This is a genomic window from Flavobacteriaceae bacterium (assembly GCA_014075215.1).
Lineage (GTDB): Bacteria > Bacteroidota > Bacteroidia > Flavobacteriales > Flavobacteriaceae > Polaribacter.
On sequence record CP046177.1, the window covers coordinates 548,516 to 565,408 of the forward strand.

Annotated in this window: 12 protein-coding genes; all 12 read right to left on the bottom strand. The window is 34.1% G+C overall.

The window, feature by feature from the left end; all coding sequences use genetic code 11:
* Positions 1-114: 114 nt before the first annotated feature.
* Positions 115-762, bottom strand: a complete 648-nt coding sequence (locus GKR88_02785) for an outer membrane beta-barrel protein (protein QMU63308.1) — start codon at positions 760-762, stop codon at positions 115-117.
* Positions 763-804: 42 nt separating this feature from the next.
* Positions 805-5,253: a T9SS type B sorting domain-containing protein gene (locus tag GKR88_02790; protein QMU63309.1), complete on the bottom strand. Its 4,449-nt coding sequence runs from the start codon at positions 5,251-5,253 to the stop codon at positions 805-807.
* Between the two features lie 18 nt (positions 5,254-5,271).
* Positions 5,272-5,574 carry a hypothetical protein gene (locus tag GKR88_02795; protein QMU63310.1) on the bottom strand — a complete coding sequence of 101 codons (303 nt, stop codon included), beginning with the start codon at positions 5,572-5,574 and terminating at the stop codon, positions 5,272-5,274.
* Between the two features lie 13 nt (positions 5,575-5,587).
* Complete coding sequence (locus GKR88_02800) at positions 5,588-6,139, bottom strand: hypothetical protein (GenBank protein ID QMU63311.1); 552 nt, start codon at positions 6,137-6,139, stop codon at positions 5,588-5,590.
* A 7-nt stretch (positions 6,140-6,146) separates the two neighbouring features.
* Positions 6,147-6,560: a hypothetical protein gene (locus GKR88_02805; protein ID QMU63312.1), complete on the bottom strand. Its 414-nt coding sequence runs from the start codon at positions 6,558-6,560 to the stop codon at positions 6,147-6,149.
* A gap of 137 nt (positions 6,561-6,697) precedes the next feature.
* Positions 6,698-7,078, bottom strand: a complete 381-nt coding sequence (locus GKR88_02810; protein ID QMU66622.1) for a hypothetical protein — start codon at positions 7,076-7,078, stop codon at positions 6,698-6,700.
* A gap of 86 nt (positions 7,079-7,164) precedes the next feature.
* Positions 7,165-8,160 carry a transposase gene (locus tag GKR88_02815; GenBank protein QMU63313.1) on the bottom strand — a complete coding sequence of 332 codons (996 nt, stop codon included), beginning with the start codon at positions 8,158-8,160 and terminating at the stop codon, positions 7,165-7,167.
* A gap of 250 nt (positions 8,161-8,410) precedes the next feature.
* A complete protein-coding gene (locus tag GKR88_02820; GenBank protein ID QMU63314.1) occupies positions 8,411-14,791 on the bottom strand; it encodes a hypothetical protein in 6,381 nt (2,126 codons plus the stop codon).
* Between the two features lie 9 nt (positions 14,792-14,800).
* On the bottom strand, positions 14,801-15,268 hold the full coding sequence (locus GKR88_02825; protein QMU63315.1) for a T9SS type A sorting domain-containing protein: 468 nt from the start codon (positions 15,266-15,268) through the stop codon (positions 14,801-14,803).
* 3 nt (positions 15,269-15,271) lie between these two features.
* Complete coding sequence (locus GKR88_02830) at positions 15,272-15,580, bottom strand: hypothetical protein (GenBank protein QMU63316.1); 309 nt, start codon at positions 15,578-15,580, stop codon at positions 15,272-15,274.
* Positions 15,522-16,115 carry a hypothetical protein gene (locus GKR88_02835; GenBank protein QMU63317.1) on the bottom strand — a complete coding sequence of 198 codons (594 nt, stop codon included), beginning with the start codon at positions 16,113-16,115 and terminating at the stop codon, positions 15,522-15,524. The genes GKR88_02830 and GKR88_02835 overlap by 59 nt, the downstream gene beginning before the upstream one ends.
* 286 nt (positions 16,116-16,401) lie before the next feature.
* Positions 16,402-16,887 (bottom strand): hypothetical protein, encoded by a 486-nt coding sequence (locus GKR88_02840; protein ID QMU63318.1) that lies wholly within the window; start codon positions 16,885-16,887, stop codon positions 16,402-16,404.
* Between the last annotated feature and the right edge of the window lie 6 nt (positions 16,888-16,893).

The window sequence follows — 16,893 nt, forward strand, 5'->3', positions numbered from 1 at the left end:
TTTTTTCTAGGATTTCGCTATCTTTACTTTGTTAATATCAAAGATATTAACTTTCTTTTTCATAGCAATTTTTCCCGTCCAATCTTGGGCGGGTTTTTTAGTCACAAAATCGTTTTAAATCCGAAATAATATTCCAACATTAAAGCTACTCCTAAAATTTCTAGTAGTATCTGAATTTCCTCCTACATTCTCTAAAATGTCAGTAAATCCTGATTGGGCATCATATTCAAAGAATAATTTAAGTGCATCGCTTATTTCAAATTTATAACCGATCCCCCCATTAAAACCTATATCAACGGACTGAAATGAGTCTTCAATATCTTGATCTTGGTAGGATTCTTTGGCACTTAGTAAAAATCCAAAATAAGAACCAAAATGCAAGTACCAGTTTCGATTAGATCCAAAATGCCAATTTGCCATAACGGGTATCGTAAGATAATTCACCTTGACTTTAAGGTTTATGTTATCAACGGGAACTCCAAAATTGTCAGTAATTTCAATGTTTTTAATTGTATATCCTTTCTGGTCATAAATAAGTGAAGATTTAATTCCCCACCTATCAGAAAAATAATATTCTGCTGTAGCTTTAGCATTAAATCCAGTTTTAAGATCAGCTGATTGACTGTTATCTAGATTAGAGACATTGGATAAGTTAATTCCAGAAGCAAGACCTAACTCTAAACTTCCTTTTTCTTGCGCTTCCATATTGTAAAAACCAATGGTCATAAACAAAATAACTGCTAAAAATTTTCTTGTAATCATAATCGTATTTAATTGTTTACTGTAAATGTATTTATTATTCTCTTAATTTCGTAAAAGACTAAAGTTACCTGTTCTTCTTCGTACTCTTCCATTAGTACTCACTAATTCAATTACAAACCAATAATCATTTGATGGGAGCAACCTCCCGTTGTACAAACCATCCCACCCGTCATTGTCTATGTTAAAAAAACTCACTCGTTTACCAAACCGATTGAATATTTCCACTTTTCCATTTTGAAATAGGTTTCGGCTATATCCTTTGATGTTCCATGTATCATTAACCCCATCATTATTAGGTGTAAAAAACTTAGGAAAGGTAATGAGTGATATTTCTCTTGAAAGCACACCACAGCCATTTTTATCTCTAATCAAAACTGTGTAAAAACCTCCTTCCAAATTATCGAAAAATGGATCATCCTGAAAATCAACGAGAGTAGATAATTGCTCATCTAGTAAACTAAATTCATAATCACCGATTCCAAGGTTTGCTATATCAATGGTAATATTATTGTTGGTTGAATCATCAACAAGCACAATCTCTGAATTATCCAGCATGGCAATTTCAGATTCGACGATAGTAATTTCTTTAGAGGCAGATAAGCAACCAAATTGAGAAGTAGCTACAACTGTATAAGTTCCTACCTGAGTAATGGTTGCTGACATATCAGAACTTACAGCCAATCCTGATTCATCTGTCCACTCATAGGAATAGTTCCCACTGGGATTTTGTACAGAAACTTCTAATTGAGGACTTTCTGTGATGCAAATCACATCTGTTTCCTGTAATTCAAAATTAGGTTTATCTCTTACAATAAATTCTATCGTTGTCTCGTCATAGCAATCTATAAATATTGGATTGATAACCCTAGCTGTGATGGTCTGTGATGCTGTTATAAAAGGATTAGGTAATGGGCTTGGAAGCAATATTCCATTTTCATCAGTATATTCAACGGCCATTCCGGTTTGTGAACCGAGCAAAGTGCTTTCGATAGTGGATGTATCAAAAGAAATCATGCCATCAAAATCATCATCACACTGTTCCTGGACAGGCAAAGGATTGGCAATGGGTACGGCAATCACCGTAAAATTGATAGTTGTTTCATCAAAACAGGCTCCGTCTGGGTCTTGAGAATTTGTATTCACTACTGTTGCAGTAATGGTTTGAGAAGCGGTAATAAAGGGATTTGGAAGTGGACTTGGTAAAGTGTTTCCACTTTGGTCTTTGTAGGTAACAGAGACATTTGTCTGCCCATTAAGAATGGTTGATTCAATATTAGAAGTATCAAAAGCAAAAAGTCCATCTCTATCCCCGTCACACTGTTCAGAAATCACAACAGGATGAGCAACAGGAACAGTTTCTACATGAAGGGTAATATGGTGTCCCAAACCTAAGCAATCATTATCTAGTTCACTGTCGACACGGACATAGATATTTTGTGAATTGGGATAGCCAACATTTTGGTAATTGGAAATATCTGTAATTGGATTGATTTCTGAAAGTGCATCTGCTTGGTTTCGGTAGTAGTTGATGATCAGTTGTTGACCTACAGGAAATAAAGATTGTATCTCAGCATTCACCGAACTAAAATCAAAGGTAGCAACGCCGTCAGTAGTATCAGTACCACCACATTGATAGAATTCTCTTAATAGAGAGCTAGGGATTTGAGTTGTTGAGACAGTGAGGTTTACCTGAGCAATCCGGTAACAGCTATTTGCATTCTCAATTCTTGCCCATACCGCATCGGTACTTACCGTTTCATTGGTATAGGCTGTTGTATTTGTTATCGCATTTGAACCACTCTGGGCTTCTGATTGTAATTCATAAAACGTGATGGTTTCGTTTTGCTCATTTGCCGAGAGTTCGGCATTTACCTCGGTTAGATTAAAAACACTAAATCCGTCTAAATCATCATCACATTGCTTGAGTTCTACTACAGAAGTCACTTCAGGAAGTTCATATACTTCAATATCAAATGAAGTTGAGGCTGTACAATTTGTATTTTGGATATTGACTACTTGAACGTAGATAGTTTCATTTGGATTGGTATTTTGATATTCAGTAGGGTTTGGAATTTGATTGATAAGCCCACTATCTGTATAGTAGTTGACAGTAAAATCAGATGCAGACTGTCCATCTAAAATAGCTGTTGTATTTTGTGTTAAATCAAACTCTATTCTTCCATCAGTATCAGTTCCTACACTGGTGTTATCACAAAACGATAGCGTTGGAACATTTGTTGAAGGAGTTGGAGATTCAAAGACCTGAATTTCAAAAGTAGTGATAGCAATACATTCTGTGTTTCCATTATTTTGAACACTAGCAACAATAGTTTGAAGAGTATACCTTGTATTGTTGATGTAATTGTTGGGATCAGTAATCGGATTGTTATTATCAAAATCATCTTGAGAGGCAAAGTATGTGACAGTAAACATTGACGGGTCCTGTCCATTCAAAATAGTAGTATCTTGACTTTTTAAATTGAAGTTAAAAAAGCCATCATTGTTATCATCACATACCAAAATAGAAGGAACACTTGTACTAGGTGTTGGGCTTTCAAAAACTTGAATGTCAAAATTAGTAGTAGCTTCACACGTTGCATTTTGAACATTGTGAACACTTACTACAATATTTTGAGTTGTTACAGCAGTGTTTATATAATTACTTGGGTCTGTAATCGGATTGTTATTATCGTAATCTGTTTGTGAGGCATAGTAGATTACCTCAAAATCTGTAGGGTCTTGTCCATTTAAAATAGATGTCTCTCGTAGAGTTAAATCAAAAACGGAAAAACCATCATTATCGGTATCACAAGTTTTTAGTGGGGAAAGATTTGTACTTGGTATTGGACTTTCAAAAACTTGAATATCAAAAGTAGTAATTGCTTCACAGTCTGAATTGTGTGTGTTTTTAACACTAGCTACAATAGTTTGTAGGGTGAATGCTATGAGGTTCGTATAATTACTTGAATCTGCAATGGGATTGTTATTTGTATAATCCGCAATGGAGGCATAGTAAGTAATATTAAAACCTGATGGGTTCTGACTTCCCAATATCGCATTACTTTGCAAGGAAAGATCAAAAGAAGAAAACCCATCGTTATCATCATCACAGATTAGGAGATTTTGAGGACTATTTGCCTGTGGAGCTTTAAAAATAATTACTTCTTGACTATCAGTAAAGGTTTGACTACCTACATTAACCGTAAGTGTAACAGTAAATTGCCCAGAACTAGCGTAGATGTGAGTTGGATTCTCTAGGGTGGATGTTGTCCCATCTCCAAAACCCCACTCAAGACTGTCGTAGCTCTCTGAAATATTAGCAAAAAATTCTGTGACATCTCCTTCACAGGTATTCTCAAACTGAAAGCCTACATTAAAAAAAGATTGGATAAATATAGGCAGACCAAGTTCTGCACTTCCAGTACCTAGGTCAATCGCATCTTTTTGAAAATCACATCCGGTTCCCAAAATATTTGGATTATTTATAACACTCAAGTAAGGAATAGCAGGGTCAGTGAGTTGATTTGGTGCTCTTGTTATATATATTTTCCCATCTGGTGCAGCTTGTATGGCAGCCCAATTGCTCAATGGAAAAAGCCCGGTAAGCTTTACTTTTGAAGCAGCAATATCATTTGCTAATAAATTATATTGTAAGACACCATTCTGAGAATTATCTCCAGCAAAAAGCCCCGTTACGTACAATATATTTCCATTACTTGAAAACTCTAAACCATGTGGATGTACATCTTCATCATCGGTAATCTCAATAGGATTACTCGGAATTCCTGTTGATGTATCAAAATCAAATATTTCTGTGACATTATCAATAGTATGTCCTATAGCTAATTTTTTACCATTAGGTGCTAATTTTATATACCCAGAATTAAATCCATCCTCAGTATAATTACCTCCAATTACAGTCTCTACTGGTGATGATGAGAGACCTGAATCAGTTACTAAATATGAAAAAAAAGTACCAGTTGTATGAGTAATTACCCATACATCATTGCCATTTGCGTGATTTACTGCGGTAATTCTTTGATCAATTGATGACTCAATAAGTACTCTTTTATTAGTAACATCGCCTAAACCTCCGTCTAGGCTCATATCGATTTCTGAGTATTCAAACCTTCCATTAGTGTTAATTATAAGAACAAGATATTTGCCATTTGAGTTTGGGATAGGAACTGTTGTTAAAGTAAAAAGAATCCCATTTTGGGATAGCCCCGTCCCATTTGGCATAACTTGATGGTTTTTATTCCAAACAGTCAGACCATCTGTATAAAACAGAAGATTTCCATCAGAGTCAGAAATGGATGCAGAACCTTTCCTTGCATCCATTTGACTATCTTGCAGTACGGTAACTGAGCCAGTAGAAAAATCTAATCCAGCTCTGTTACCGAAATACCAAATATCTCCTTCTTTTTGTGCATGTAGCTGTATGCTAACAATCAACGAGAAGTAAAATAATATAGAGCGTAGAATCTGCATTAATCATCAATAGCTTGTTTATTTTAGAAAATTTTTGATCATTTTTTTTAGATTCACATAAAGATGTTCTCCATCATAGAAAGCAAAAGGTTTTCTGAGTCTCTTATTATCACGAACCCTATAAAATCGGTTAGAAATGGTGTCATTTCCTATTTTGATTCTAAATGTGGTGATAGTATCTGTAGAAGTCATTTTTTTGAAATCATCTACCTTCTGATAGATTCCCTTTGAAAAGGTATTTCTATCCTGACTGTACAAAATAAAACTATTTCCTATCAAGAATGCATATACAATTATGCTATTAAAGTTTAGTTTTATCATAATTAATTTAAAATTACCAATCTGGCTCCAAATCTAAAAACTCTTTAGGAACTCTAATTGGGATATATGAACTTGCCCAACCATTTTCTGGCAAAGCAGTAGCCCCATGAGGTTTTTCAATCAGAACAATTGAATCGCGTCCATAAATTTTTATTTCTTCATGAGATACATAACCACCACCGTCTCCTCTATAAAATTGTTCAACAAAAATTTTTCCTTTTTTCTGTCCATAATAGCCCATTCGACCTCTTTTGGGATTTAATGAGGCTTTATTTAACACTTCTGTAGCTATTGTAGCTACTTTTCCATTCTTTAAGAAGACCAAGAAAAAAATTGTTTTATTTTTTGGTTTTACTACTTTATAGTATTTGACTTCTTCTCCAGATTGATAAAAATTTGCTTTAAGCCTATATATAGTGGACTCGGTATCAAATGGTAAATCTACAGGTTTAAGTTTATAAAAACGATTTTTTGAAACCCGTGGAATTCCCTTCTCATTTCTTTTGAGTGAATAACAAGAATTAAGCAATAGAAAAAGCATAATAAGTAAACTATTTCTTACCATAAATAAGTTACCAGTCTGGTTTCCAGCCTTCTAAAAATGTATTATTAATATTATATTTCATATATACTCTAGTTCCCATATGGGGATGTCCAACACTTTTTAGATACAGACTATCTCCTTTAATGGTAAGTATAGCATTCGAGATATCGGCTTTACACTGATTTATTATTAAATGTCTTGTATAAATGATTTTCTCAACATCATATATAACACCCATTTGAGATTTTTCTGGGTTAAAATCTTCTCTAGATATTTTATAATTTGAGAGTAGTTTATGATTTTTAGAATCATAGCCTACTCTATTGAATACACTAAATTTACCGCTTCCATAAAATCTAAGAAAATTATTTCCAAATTTACTATTGTCTGTATTGTAAAAATAATCGTTATCAATACGTCCTATTTCCTTATATAAAACCATAGTGTCTATTTTTTGATAGATTTTATTAGAATATTTCTTTGATTTTATTATATCTCTAGGTTGCTTATATTGTGTAACAACACCCTTATAGCAACATGACTGTATTATAGTCAATAATGTGATATATTTGATAAACTTTACCATAGTGTATATCGGTTTTGAGATTGATATTGAATATATGGATTTATTTCATCAGATGTTGAAGTAAAACCTCCTTGAGGTTTGAAAAAATAGTGTGCCATGATATTTTGGATTGGGTGACCAACATGTCTATAAGAGTCAATTCCTATTCTTAAATCACCCCAGCCAATATAAGCCGCCCCTAACCTATACTTAGGTCCAACCTCATTTACTGGACCGTAAGGATGATTAGCTCCAAATCCTAAATCTGTTCCTTTTGGAACTTTACTAAATATTCTACCAAATATACCTTTTTCAGGTTTTATTTTTGATTCTTCATCAAATACTCTCTTGCCAGTAAAAATATTAAATCCTGCCCTAAAGTTTTTTATTCCAATTTGAAAAGCTGCAGTTCTACGTTCATCTGTCCCTCCCGTATTCTATGATAAAAACAAGTAAAAGTTGAGATATTATTTTTACTAATTTATGCAGCAAATTTAAAAGTATCTACATAGGGTGTTTGTCGTTTGACAACGGCAAACACTCTTGCTATTAATTTGTTTCTAATAATGTTAACGGTACTCATTTTACTTTTGCCTTGTTTTATTCTTTTATGATAGTATAATTTCATTTCTGGGTTATGTTGTATAGCAGAAATAGCGCACATATTAATAATTGCTTTCAATTTTTTATTAGCCAAATGAGAGACTTTTGTACGTCCTTTAATACTAGTTCCAGATTGGTAAGGAAAAGGAGCAACACCACAATAAGAGGCAAACTTTCTCCAGTTTTCAAATTTTGAAAAATTGTCAGTAAACACAATCATCATTATAGCAGTTTGCATTCCTATACCTTTAACACTAGTAACAAGTTTATAGGTTTCTTTTAACATTATATTTTGGTCAATAATAGCTTGCATTTGAGTATTAATCTTGTGTATTTGTTTGGTTAGTTCTGCAATCATTTTTTGTTGAACGTCAAAGATTATTTTATACTCTTTTGCTTTATAAATTCTTTTTTGTTCTTTCAAAGTAACTTTAAAACCAGCTCTTTGTTTGTTAAGTTTTGTCCTTAAAGATAAGAGACTTTTTAGTTGTAATATACTTCTTTTAGGTAGCTTACTGGGTTTAAGTTCTTCTTTTAATCGATACCCATATAGAGCAATGCGTTTGGCATCAATTTGGTCATCCTTTCCACGAGCAATACCAATAGATCTTTTAATTTCTAAACCAGAAGCTATGAAAAAAGATAATTTTTGTTCAGTTAAAGACACAGATAATAAATGAGAGTACATTCCTGTATGTTCAAATACAAACATGGTTTCTTCTTTAGAGAAAGACGAATTTTTAAAACTCCACTTTAGCATTAATTTAAATCCAGATTTACTGTTCTCAAACTGTTGAACAATTTGTTTAGAATAGATACAAACATCAATTAATAATTTACTGACATCGATTCCGATAATTTCATTTGTTTTCATAATTTTGTAATTAGATATTAATAATAGTTACTTAAACTAAGACCTTTAATAAGGGCAGAAACTGAAATTCTATATGGTTCTAAGTAACTTTTAAAAAGAACGGAGACTAATACGGGGGATGGCTCTAAAAAGCTAGCTGGCCGCTAAAGTTCACTCCGTTCTTTTGTGTTTTTGGTTATCAACAAAATAAGAGTTATTAACAAAGAAAAAAAGAAGCAAAAAAAGAAATTTCATCATAACTATTATGTTTTTATTTTAAGTAATTATTTCTATTTGCTAATCTAAAGGCTGTATATTTTGCTAAAACATTCGAATCATCATTCTCATATCTAAAATTAAAGTCCCCTTTGTTAAAACTAAAACCACCTACTTTCTGAGGTTTCATACCAGAAAAAGTTGTACTATAAACTCCAACTCCTTGATGACCATCATCCCAGTTGATTCCCCAAGACTTTCTATATTCCCAACCAGAATGACCTGTGCCATGTGCTGAGCCAAAGTAGGTAAATCCTACCCCAGCAGAAATAGAAAAATTACCATTGGAAAATTCAAAACCTGCATTAATTCCAAATCCACTTGCATTTCCTGCTGCTAAAGCGAGACTTAAATTAAAAGATAAATTCTTACCAATTGAAATTTCTTTGGAAGGAAGAAATGCAGATGCTAATCCTAAAACCACAGATCCTCCATATCCGTTAGAGAGGAATGAACCGATGACTGTCTGAGGAGCTACAACTCCAGCAATAGCACCCGAAAGAGCTCCTCCAAAAATAGCAGAAGCAAAGCCTCCCCAACTCCAATTTCCAGTCATGTCTGCTCTAATTAGATAGGTAATAGCTCCAACTGTTCCTCCTATAATTGCACCTATTAAAACTGCACCCCATATTACTTCACCACTAGGATCTGTATATTTAAGCGGATTATTTAAAACATATCCATACCTATTAAAATTTTGCGTGTCAAAAGGTTCTTGTATATAGTTATCAGGTGAGAGGAATCGCCCTAAATTTGGATCATACATCCGTCCGTTCATGTGAATTAAGCTCACATCAAAAAAGTGCTCATGCCCAGAGTATCCTCTGCTGATGAGTGATTCATAACCAAATGTTGATTGATTTTCACCTTCTAAGAATTTGTCTGTCTTTCCCCATGCACCGAATTGACGTTGTTCTAAAATTTCAGCATCAGCATTAGAGATAGCAAGGATGCTTCCTAAATAATCTCTATGGAGGTAGTGGTAATCATCTATTGCATTTGAGCCATTGGTTTTAATGTGAGCCACAGGAGCTGTGTATGCATCACCGCCTATATAAGTCACAATTTTAGTTGTATTTGATTGTGTATCTTCTGTTATTTCAATCGCAGAAATCCCAGAGTAATGCTTGTAATAACGCCTATTGTTAATATTTTCCTCGTTATTACCATAGTAAGCATGACTTCTCATTAACATTGGATTGTACTGAAAGTTAACGATACCATGCCCCTCTTCCTCAATTTCTATGGGTTTTTTAAATGCATTAAATTTCACCTGTTGTAATGCATGAGATGTATAATAGTTATCCCCACTTGAATTTAGTGTAGCTTCATTTATTCTATAGATACTTCCACTTGTATAAGAAAACTGTCCAATATCCGAATTGTTAGTAATTCTTCCTCGGGAATCATAGCTTTTAGAGTTAGAAACTGATCCACTTATTTGTGTAAGCCGATCTAAATGGTCGTAAGTGAATGACTCACTCCAGTCCAATCCTACATTTTCTCTACTCATGAGATTTCCTCTCTCTGCATTAAAGTTATAATTAGCTTTAAGAGCTATTATGGGTTCTGGCGGATCTAAGAGATTGATAATATCACTCTTCTTTCGTTTTTCATCTAGTATTGAAGTTAGATAACCAAACTGATCGTAGGTTCTCTTTTTTGTAATACCATTCCCTAATCCAACACTTGTAGGATTTCCACGATGGTCAAGAGAATTTAATGACCATAACGTTTGCAAATTAGACCCATTAACAATTCTTTTAAGAATTCCTGAGTAGTAGTCATATACATTATTCACTGATACCGTGCTGTTAAATCCATTTGAAAGGTTCGTTGAATTATACGTCTCCGAATTAACTCTTCCATAAGAATCTCTAGTGACGGTATGTTCGAACGAAGCCTTACTGTTCACTTCTTGAGTTTTATACAGACGTTTGTAGCTATCGTAACTATAAGTGTATGTGTAAGAATCACCAGAAATACTATTACTCGCTTGAATCGAACTTAATAATTTACTGGTTCCGTTGTATGTATAGTCAATAACCATTCCCGTATTACCAAAATTTCCTGTAAGCTCTTTTCTTGTTAATTTTCCAAACGAATCATACGTATAGATAGTAGAACCTTTAGGAGTTGTCTCTTGTAGGAGCTCTCCTAAATTATTCAAAGTATAGTTATATGTTCCTGAAGATGGGTCTGTCAAACTTACCTTTCTTCCCCAACCATCAATTTGTGTACTAATAAGGTGTCCCCCATAGTTGGCAGATTTCATAAGTCCGTTACCATGATAGGTGTAATTAATTGTTCCTCCGTCATCTTGCATGGATACAATGTTTCCAGCACCATCAATAGTACTAGTTTTCGTCTTAACACCATCGTCAACCGTAGTTGATAGCCCATTATACGATGTGGTGATAACTCTACCTGTAGCACTTACTTGAGAAACCACTCTACCATAAGCATCGTATGTGACAGTACTCCATTGACTTGCGGAGGAAACAGTAGGCTCACTAACTCTAACTTTTCTTCCAATAATATCATATTCAGAAAATACTTTGATCCACTTATTGTTTAAGCTTAAAGCCCTATTTTCTATCTCCCATCCAAAAGTATTGAAACGTATTATTTCGTCTTGTCCCTGCGTGTAGTCTGTCTTTACTTCCATCCCACCTCCATTAATAGCTATGTATGAAGTAGTAGTTATTTTTCCAATATAATCAGTTTCTTTAGTGATTCTATTCCAACCACCATACTCATACGTTGTTAATAAATTAAACGGATTTTTCAGGGTTTTAGTATTACCAAAAGAGTCATAAGTGAATATCGTTTTCAACCCCTCAATGTCTTTTGATTCAATCATAAACCTTCCACTCGTATCATATTTGAATGTTTCTGTCCTTGAGCTTAACCCGCTGGATGAAAGGATTTTTTGTGTGACGTTTCCAAAACCATCATAACTATATGTTTCTGTGTTCCAAGGTGTTCCAGAACCTTTTACTTTAAGTTGGCTCAGTAAATTATTGTTATAAGAATATTGTTTTTCTGAAGTAAACGAATTGCCACCAAGGGTATTCGTTTCTATTTCACGAGTGATCCTTCCTACATGATAATATTGACTGGTTGAACTGGGACTTGAACTATACTCATAATCTATTTGACTTGAGCCTCCTTGAAAGTTAGTTGTTTTTCTTGTTACCAGTGCATAATCACCATAAGTGTAATTCTCACTGGTTGAAATGCCTTGCAGAGCATCTTGACTAGTAATCAGTATAGGTAAATTTTTAAACACCTTATTTGAAGCAAGGTGTGTATCGTAGGTGTAGTCCACTTTACTGATATGTGAACTAGTATTACCGCTGTAATCTGACATTGAAGTCCATTGCTGAGTTACTGCACCTTTTAATTGCGGATTGTACTTAGAAATATTCCAAATTGTGGATACTCCATTTCCATCCCAATTTGTACGTTTTGTTGTTTTGAAGCCTATAAATCCTAATCCAATGTGAGACACAGCTCCTTCATATTTGAATAGTTTATGTCGGCTGATACCTCCTCCTGTTTGTGTAATTTTCTTAACCAATGGTAAAGAACTAGCAAAATTAATGTTAATGTAAGGATACAATTCATTATAATCAGCAGTATATGAAGGTACATTATACGGATGATTATCGTCGTACCCTAGCTTTTCATACTCAATTTGAGTGAAGATACCATTATTATCAACACTAAGTAATTTAATATCCTCTTGATGGTTTTTTGTAAACTCGTAGACGTGAACTTTACCATCATCAACATAGGCATACTCGAAAAAATTATTATCCGTAGCTGTTTGAATTTGAATTGGAGTACCATATTTCGTTATGCCATTGTCTCTCTCCGAAATACTAGAAGATGCAATAAATGTAGGTCTAGAATCAGATGAGTCAAGCATGTTTTCATAAATTGATACTGTTTCTACACTTTTACTATTAGTCGTAACCTCAGTTGCAACAAAATGCTTAATAAAATCTGTCTTTCCATCACCGTTAACATCTTGTGCTAGGTAGTGATTTTCTGTAAAGACACTATTAAAATAATATCCTCCAATAATCATTTGTCCGCCAGCTCTATTTTCAACATATTGCAAAGGCATTTTTTTGTTGTATCGCAGAACAGTACTTCCTTTAGAAATGTAGAACCTCCAATAGTCATTGTTCACAGCGGTAGGAAGCATGAAATCTGCTTTACCATCACCATTATAATCGCCCATAACTATGGGGCGATCCATTTTAATAAGACTATCCGTAGTGGAGTAAAGGATCGTAAGTTGATTACTATTATTGAGAGAGTAAACGTAGAGGTGTCCTTCTTTAAAAATATATAAATCCGTTCTTCCATCTCCATTAAAATCGGCCGTCTCAATTCTATAGTCGCCAGATAAGTTTGATTGAAGTCCTCCAAGAAATTTTATATAATCTGATGTTTTATTTCTATTTAGGTCAATAAATGTAGCAGAAGCAGTATTAACTGTATATGATGAACATTCGCAACAATCTTCTTCAATTGGTCTAAGAATCTCAGAAACCTTAGTCTTATCTACTTTACTTTCATTACTATTTTTATCTGCATTTCTGTAGAAATCATCATCGTCACACGGAACTTTTCTACAAGTCCTTATGGTGTGAGGTTTAGTAATAGCAATTATATCTGTCAAGCCATCACCATTAAAATCGCCAGAAATATATTCTTTAGGAATTTTTCTAATATTTCTTGGTGCTATTTTTGCACTAAAGTTTGAACCTGATTGAGCATGAAAACCTGGTTTTAGTATAATGCTTCTTTCAGCTTCATATGTTGCATTGGCTCCACTCCTGATTACATTACTTGCTGTAACTGTTCTACCATAATCACTAAAATTATGACCACTATTAATAGTGGTAGAAATATTTATATCATCTTCACAATAATTCTCATAAATATATGTGGGTGCATTCCAATCTTTTGTATATTGGTAATAAAGACCTGCTGCTCCGGAATAATAACTTTTAAATTTGACATTGCCATTATTCTCAGTGATCAAAGTTATACCTTGTTGTGATAATACTTTGCCTTGATGATTTATCATATTGTTGGCAATAATGTCATCAAAAGATGAGGTAGTATAAGTCTTGCTTATATTAGAAGAGGAGCCCATAAATCCCTCAAAAATATTTATTTTGTTTCTTTGGTTCTTGTTGTAAGTAATGAAATCCAAATAACCATCTCCATTAAATTCTCCTGAAACGAGTCTGGTCCCGGTAATATCAAAGCCAGGGTAGATTGTAGCAGGAGACTGTTTATAGAGGTTGGAAGATGTATTACTGTAATTAAAGGTAATAGGGCTAAAAGATTTACCTTGTCCATTCGATTCTTTGATTTCAATTAGTCTATTGTAGCCCAGAGACGTTTGGTCATGAGTTAATTCGTATTTTCTGAATAATGATCCAGATGCTCTGACTTCAACTCTAGTTAATAGGCTAGTACTGGTAAAAGTTTGATTATTAACGTAAATAACATCTTCTCTATCTGGGTTTCTGTAATAAAATTGAATTATGTTGGGTCTGGACGTATATCCTGCTCTTCCGCCATATTGAATATTGTTAATACGCGACAACCCATTTAGCTGTGTATAATTGTAAATCACGACATTTCCCTGAGGGTCTCTCCAATCATATAACGCCCACTCTAATCTATTTCTTGAATTTCCTCCATTTCCATACCATGCTCGAGCTCCATTAGGATAAAAAACAATAAAATATGATGGACCGTACGCAGCACCGTATGGAGAAGTTCCATACGCAATTACTTTTATGTTTGAGTAGTTCTCAGTTTGATAAATTGAGCCTGCTGCTCCATAAGTTCCTGATTTGAGGATTAATCTCTGTCCGTCCAATGCAAATCGATCATTACCATCAAAATCAACCCCGTCATTAGTCCCATCATGGTATTTCGTTGAAGGAATTCTAGTTATACTAGATAACCCCGATATACTCCAACCCCATCCAGCTATTCCGCTTCCTGCTTGGCTTGAAAAACTTAGTCCTACGCTCGGCCTTACATCTTTTATGCCAAGTGGTAAAACAAAAGGAACTTGATATGTTGCGGCTCCTGTTAAAGATACCGAAAATTGACCTTCAGTACTCCCAGCCTCTGAACTTGAGGTAGATCGAGACGATTCTGCAGGATTACTATCAATGGTTTTAGGGTTTATCTGTTGAGTTAGGTCTCTGTTTCCTTTCACTATGTTACTGGCGGTAATTATATCCCCCGAAGACTTAATTAAATCTTCTTTTTGTTGGGCACTAACGTGATAACTTATAATAAATCCTAAGATGAAGAGTAATTTTGTTTTCATAGCCGATAATTAATGTTTTATAATTTTTTTTGATACTATATGCCCATTTCCATGAATGAATCTTATAAGGTAGATTCCGGCAGGATAGTTTTTGATATCAAGTGAGGTAGAATTAACATTGGCATCTACTTTTTTACTCATCACTAATCGTCCTGTAACATCATAAACTTGAATCATATTCAGCCCTTTGTGCTCACTGTTAATGGAAACCTTAATGTAACCGTCTGTTGGATTCGGATAAATAGTAAATATCGAAGTACCACTCTTTATCGTTTCTTCAACAGGCTTCCTCAGAGTAGTCTCTTCTGCTGGTGGTGCTATCGGCGGAGGTGGTGGTGGGGAACAATTGGGAGGTGTACAATGATATCTTTGACTTTGATTTCCAGAAGCATCATAACTAAAAATGAGTTTAGACTGAGCACTTATGAAATGGGTACACAGTAGCCCAATAACAAATAGAAATATTTTTGTTCTCATAGCTTATTCTTTTTCAGGTGATTCTTTTAGTAATAGTAACTCTAATTTAGCCAATCGAGCTTCCAGTTCCTTATTTTTCTGATTTTGTTCTTTTAGCCTTTCTTCTTGTTTTTTTAACTTGTTTTCTTGAGCAATTGTATAAAGAGTTAATTCCTCGATTTTCTCTAGTAGTTTTTTGTTCATTTGCCCTAATAGAACTCCATTTTTTTCTACTTCTTTTTCAGATGGCATTTTAGGTAAATAGCCATTTTCTTTAATATAAGCTTCTACTTCTTTTATAGTTAGTAGTTGATACTCTTTTTTTAAAAACATAGTCAGGCCAACCTATTAAATCTACTTTCACTTCCTTGGCATGGATTTTTCCGTTTACTGCTAATTTTTCATTGGGATTTGTTATTCCAATACCAATATTACCGTTTTCTTTTACAGTAAAAATTTCTCCAGTACCACCAGATCCTCCTGCATAAAGTCTATATCTATCAGCATCAAATCTCAATGTAGTGATAGCAGAATTACCTCTCTCCATTTGTTGCCCAATATTGGTGCCTTTATTGCTGATAGATCCGTTAAAAAAAGAAGATCCGTTAACATACAATTTATAACTTCCTGTATTTGTTCTGCCAATTCCTAAAGGACCTCTTACATATAATTTTCCGTCATTGAAAACGGTTAATTGTTTACCCCAATCCCATAAACCGTTAGTCTTAGGGGCAATATGTAAAGTTGTCCTTCCATCATCAGGCGTATGAAATATCCACGAATTAGAACCACCACTAATTAGATCTTGAGCATTTACATTTACGAATCCTAAAAAAAGAAAACCGAAATAGAGTATTTTTTTCATCATAATTTATTTTAAATGTTTTTACTGAGTTTAATTTATCTGCTAAAGAATACTAGACGACACATACTTCGCCACCTTATTTATCTGTTTTAGCAATTTTAAATATTATTTCCGATAAAAGTAAAAAAAAAAAAATGAGCATACACAAATTTTTTGCAAAAAACTTGGTAAAAGTAAATCTATGCTTTTCTATATTTTCAACTCTTCCCTAAGGAAGCCACCTTAAAAAGAGGTGGCAAATTGCATGAAAAAGAAAATGGTGTAAAAGCACACCAAATATTGTTATAACTTAAACCGATACTCCCACTTTCAACAAAACTAATCCATATCCAAGTTCAGAGAAAATACTGAACCCATTTGATAGTTGATATCGTCCTCCTATGTGAACCTCATAAAAGAATCCTCCATCTATTACAGGTCCATCGTGGCTGGTATACCCAAGAGATGTTTCTGTGTAGAAGTTAAAATCGTCTTCATCTGTCCGGTAGTAGTTTAACAGCCCTCCAACAAAGAACCCACTGGTTTCATCATCTGAAGTACCAAAACTAATGTCTGCCTTTTCGGTGCTATATCCTCCTACAAAGCCTAGAGCAAAGCTCTCATCCAAAAAGAACTCCAGGTTTGCATCAAAGGATGGTGTTTGTAATTTATCTGAACCATACGTTCCTGCTATACCTACATAGGGACTGATTACTGTTCCTTCTTGTTGTGCTTGAGCTGAATAACAGAATAGTGTAAGTGTTGTGAGAATAATAAACTGTTTGATTGTTTTCATGTTGTA

What these genes read in the sequence shown, in the direction of transcription:
- GKR88_02785 (QMU63308.1), bottom strand. Translation starts at nt 762, where the DNA reads ATGATTACAAGAAAATTTTTAGCAGTTATTTTGTTTATGACCATTGGT.
- GKR88_02790 (QMU63309.1), bottom strand. Translation starts at nt 5,253, where the DNA reads ATGCAGATTCTACGCTCTATATTATTTTACTTCTCGTTGATTGTTAGC.
- GKR88_02795 (QMU63310.1), bottom strand. Translation starts at nt 5,574, where the DNA reads ATGATAAAACTAAACTTTAATAGCATAATTGTATATGCATTCTTGATA.
- GKR88_02800 (QMU63311.1), bottom strand. Translation starts at nt 6,139, where the DNA reads ATGGTAAGAAATAGTTTACTTATTATGCTTTTTCTATTGCTTAATTCT.
- GKR88_02805 (QMU63312.1), bottom strand. Translation starts at nt 6,560, where the DNA reads ATGGTTTTATATAAGGAAATAGGACGTATTGATAACGATTATTTTTAC.
- GKR88_02815 (QMU63313.1), bottom strand. Translation starts at nt 8,160, where the DNA reads ATGAAAACAAATGAAATTATCGGAATCGATGTCAGTAAATTATTAATT.
- GKR88_02820 (QMU63314.1), bottom strand. Translation starts at nt 14,791, where the DNA reads ATGAAAACAAAATTACTCTTCATCTTAGGATTTATTATAAGTTATCAC.
- GKR88_02825 (QMU63315.1), bottom strand. Translation starts at nt 15,268, where the DNA reads ATGAGAACAAAAATATTTCTATTTGTTATTGGGCTACTGTGTACCCAT.
- GKR88_02830 (QMU63316.1), bottom strand. Translation starts at nt 15,580, where the DNA reads ATGTTTTTAAAAAAAGAGTATCAACTACTAACTATAAAAGAAGTAGAA.
- GKR88_02835 (QMU63317.1), bottom strand. Translation starts at nt 16,115, where the DNA reads ATGATGAAAAAAATACTCTATTTCGGTTTTCTTTTTTTAGGATTCGTA.
- GKR88_02840 (QMU63318.1), bottom strand. Translation starts at nt 16,887, where the DNA reads ATGAAAACAATCAAACAGTTTATTATTCTCACAACACTTACACTATTC.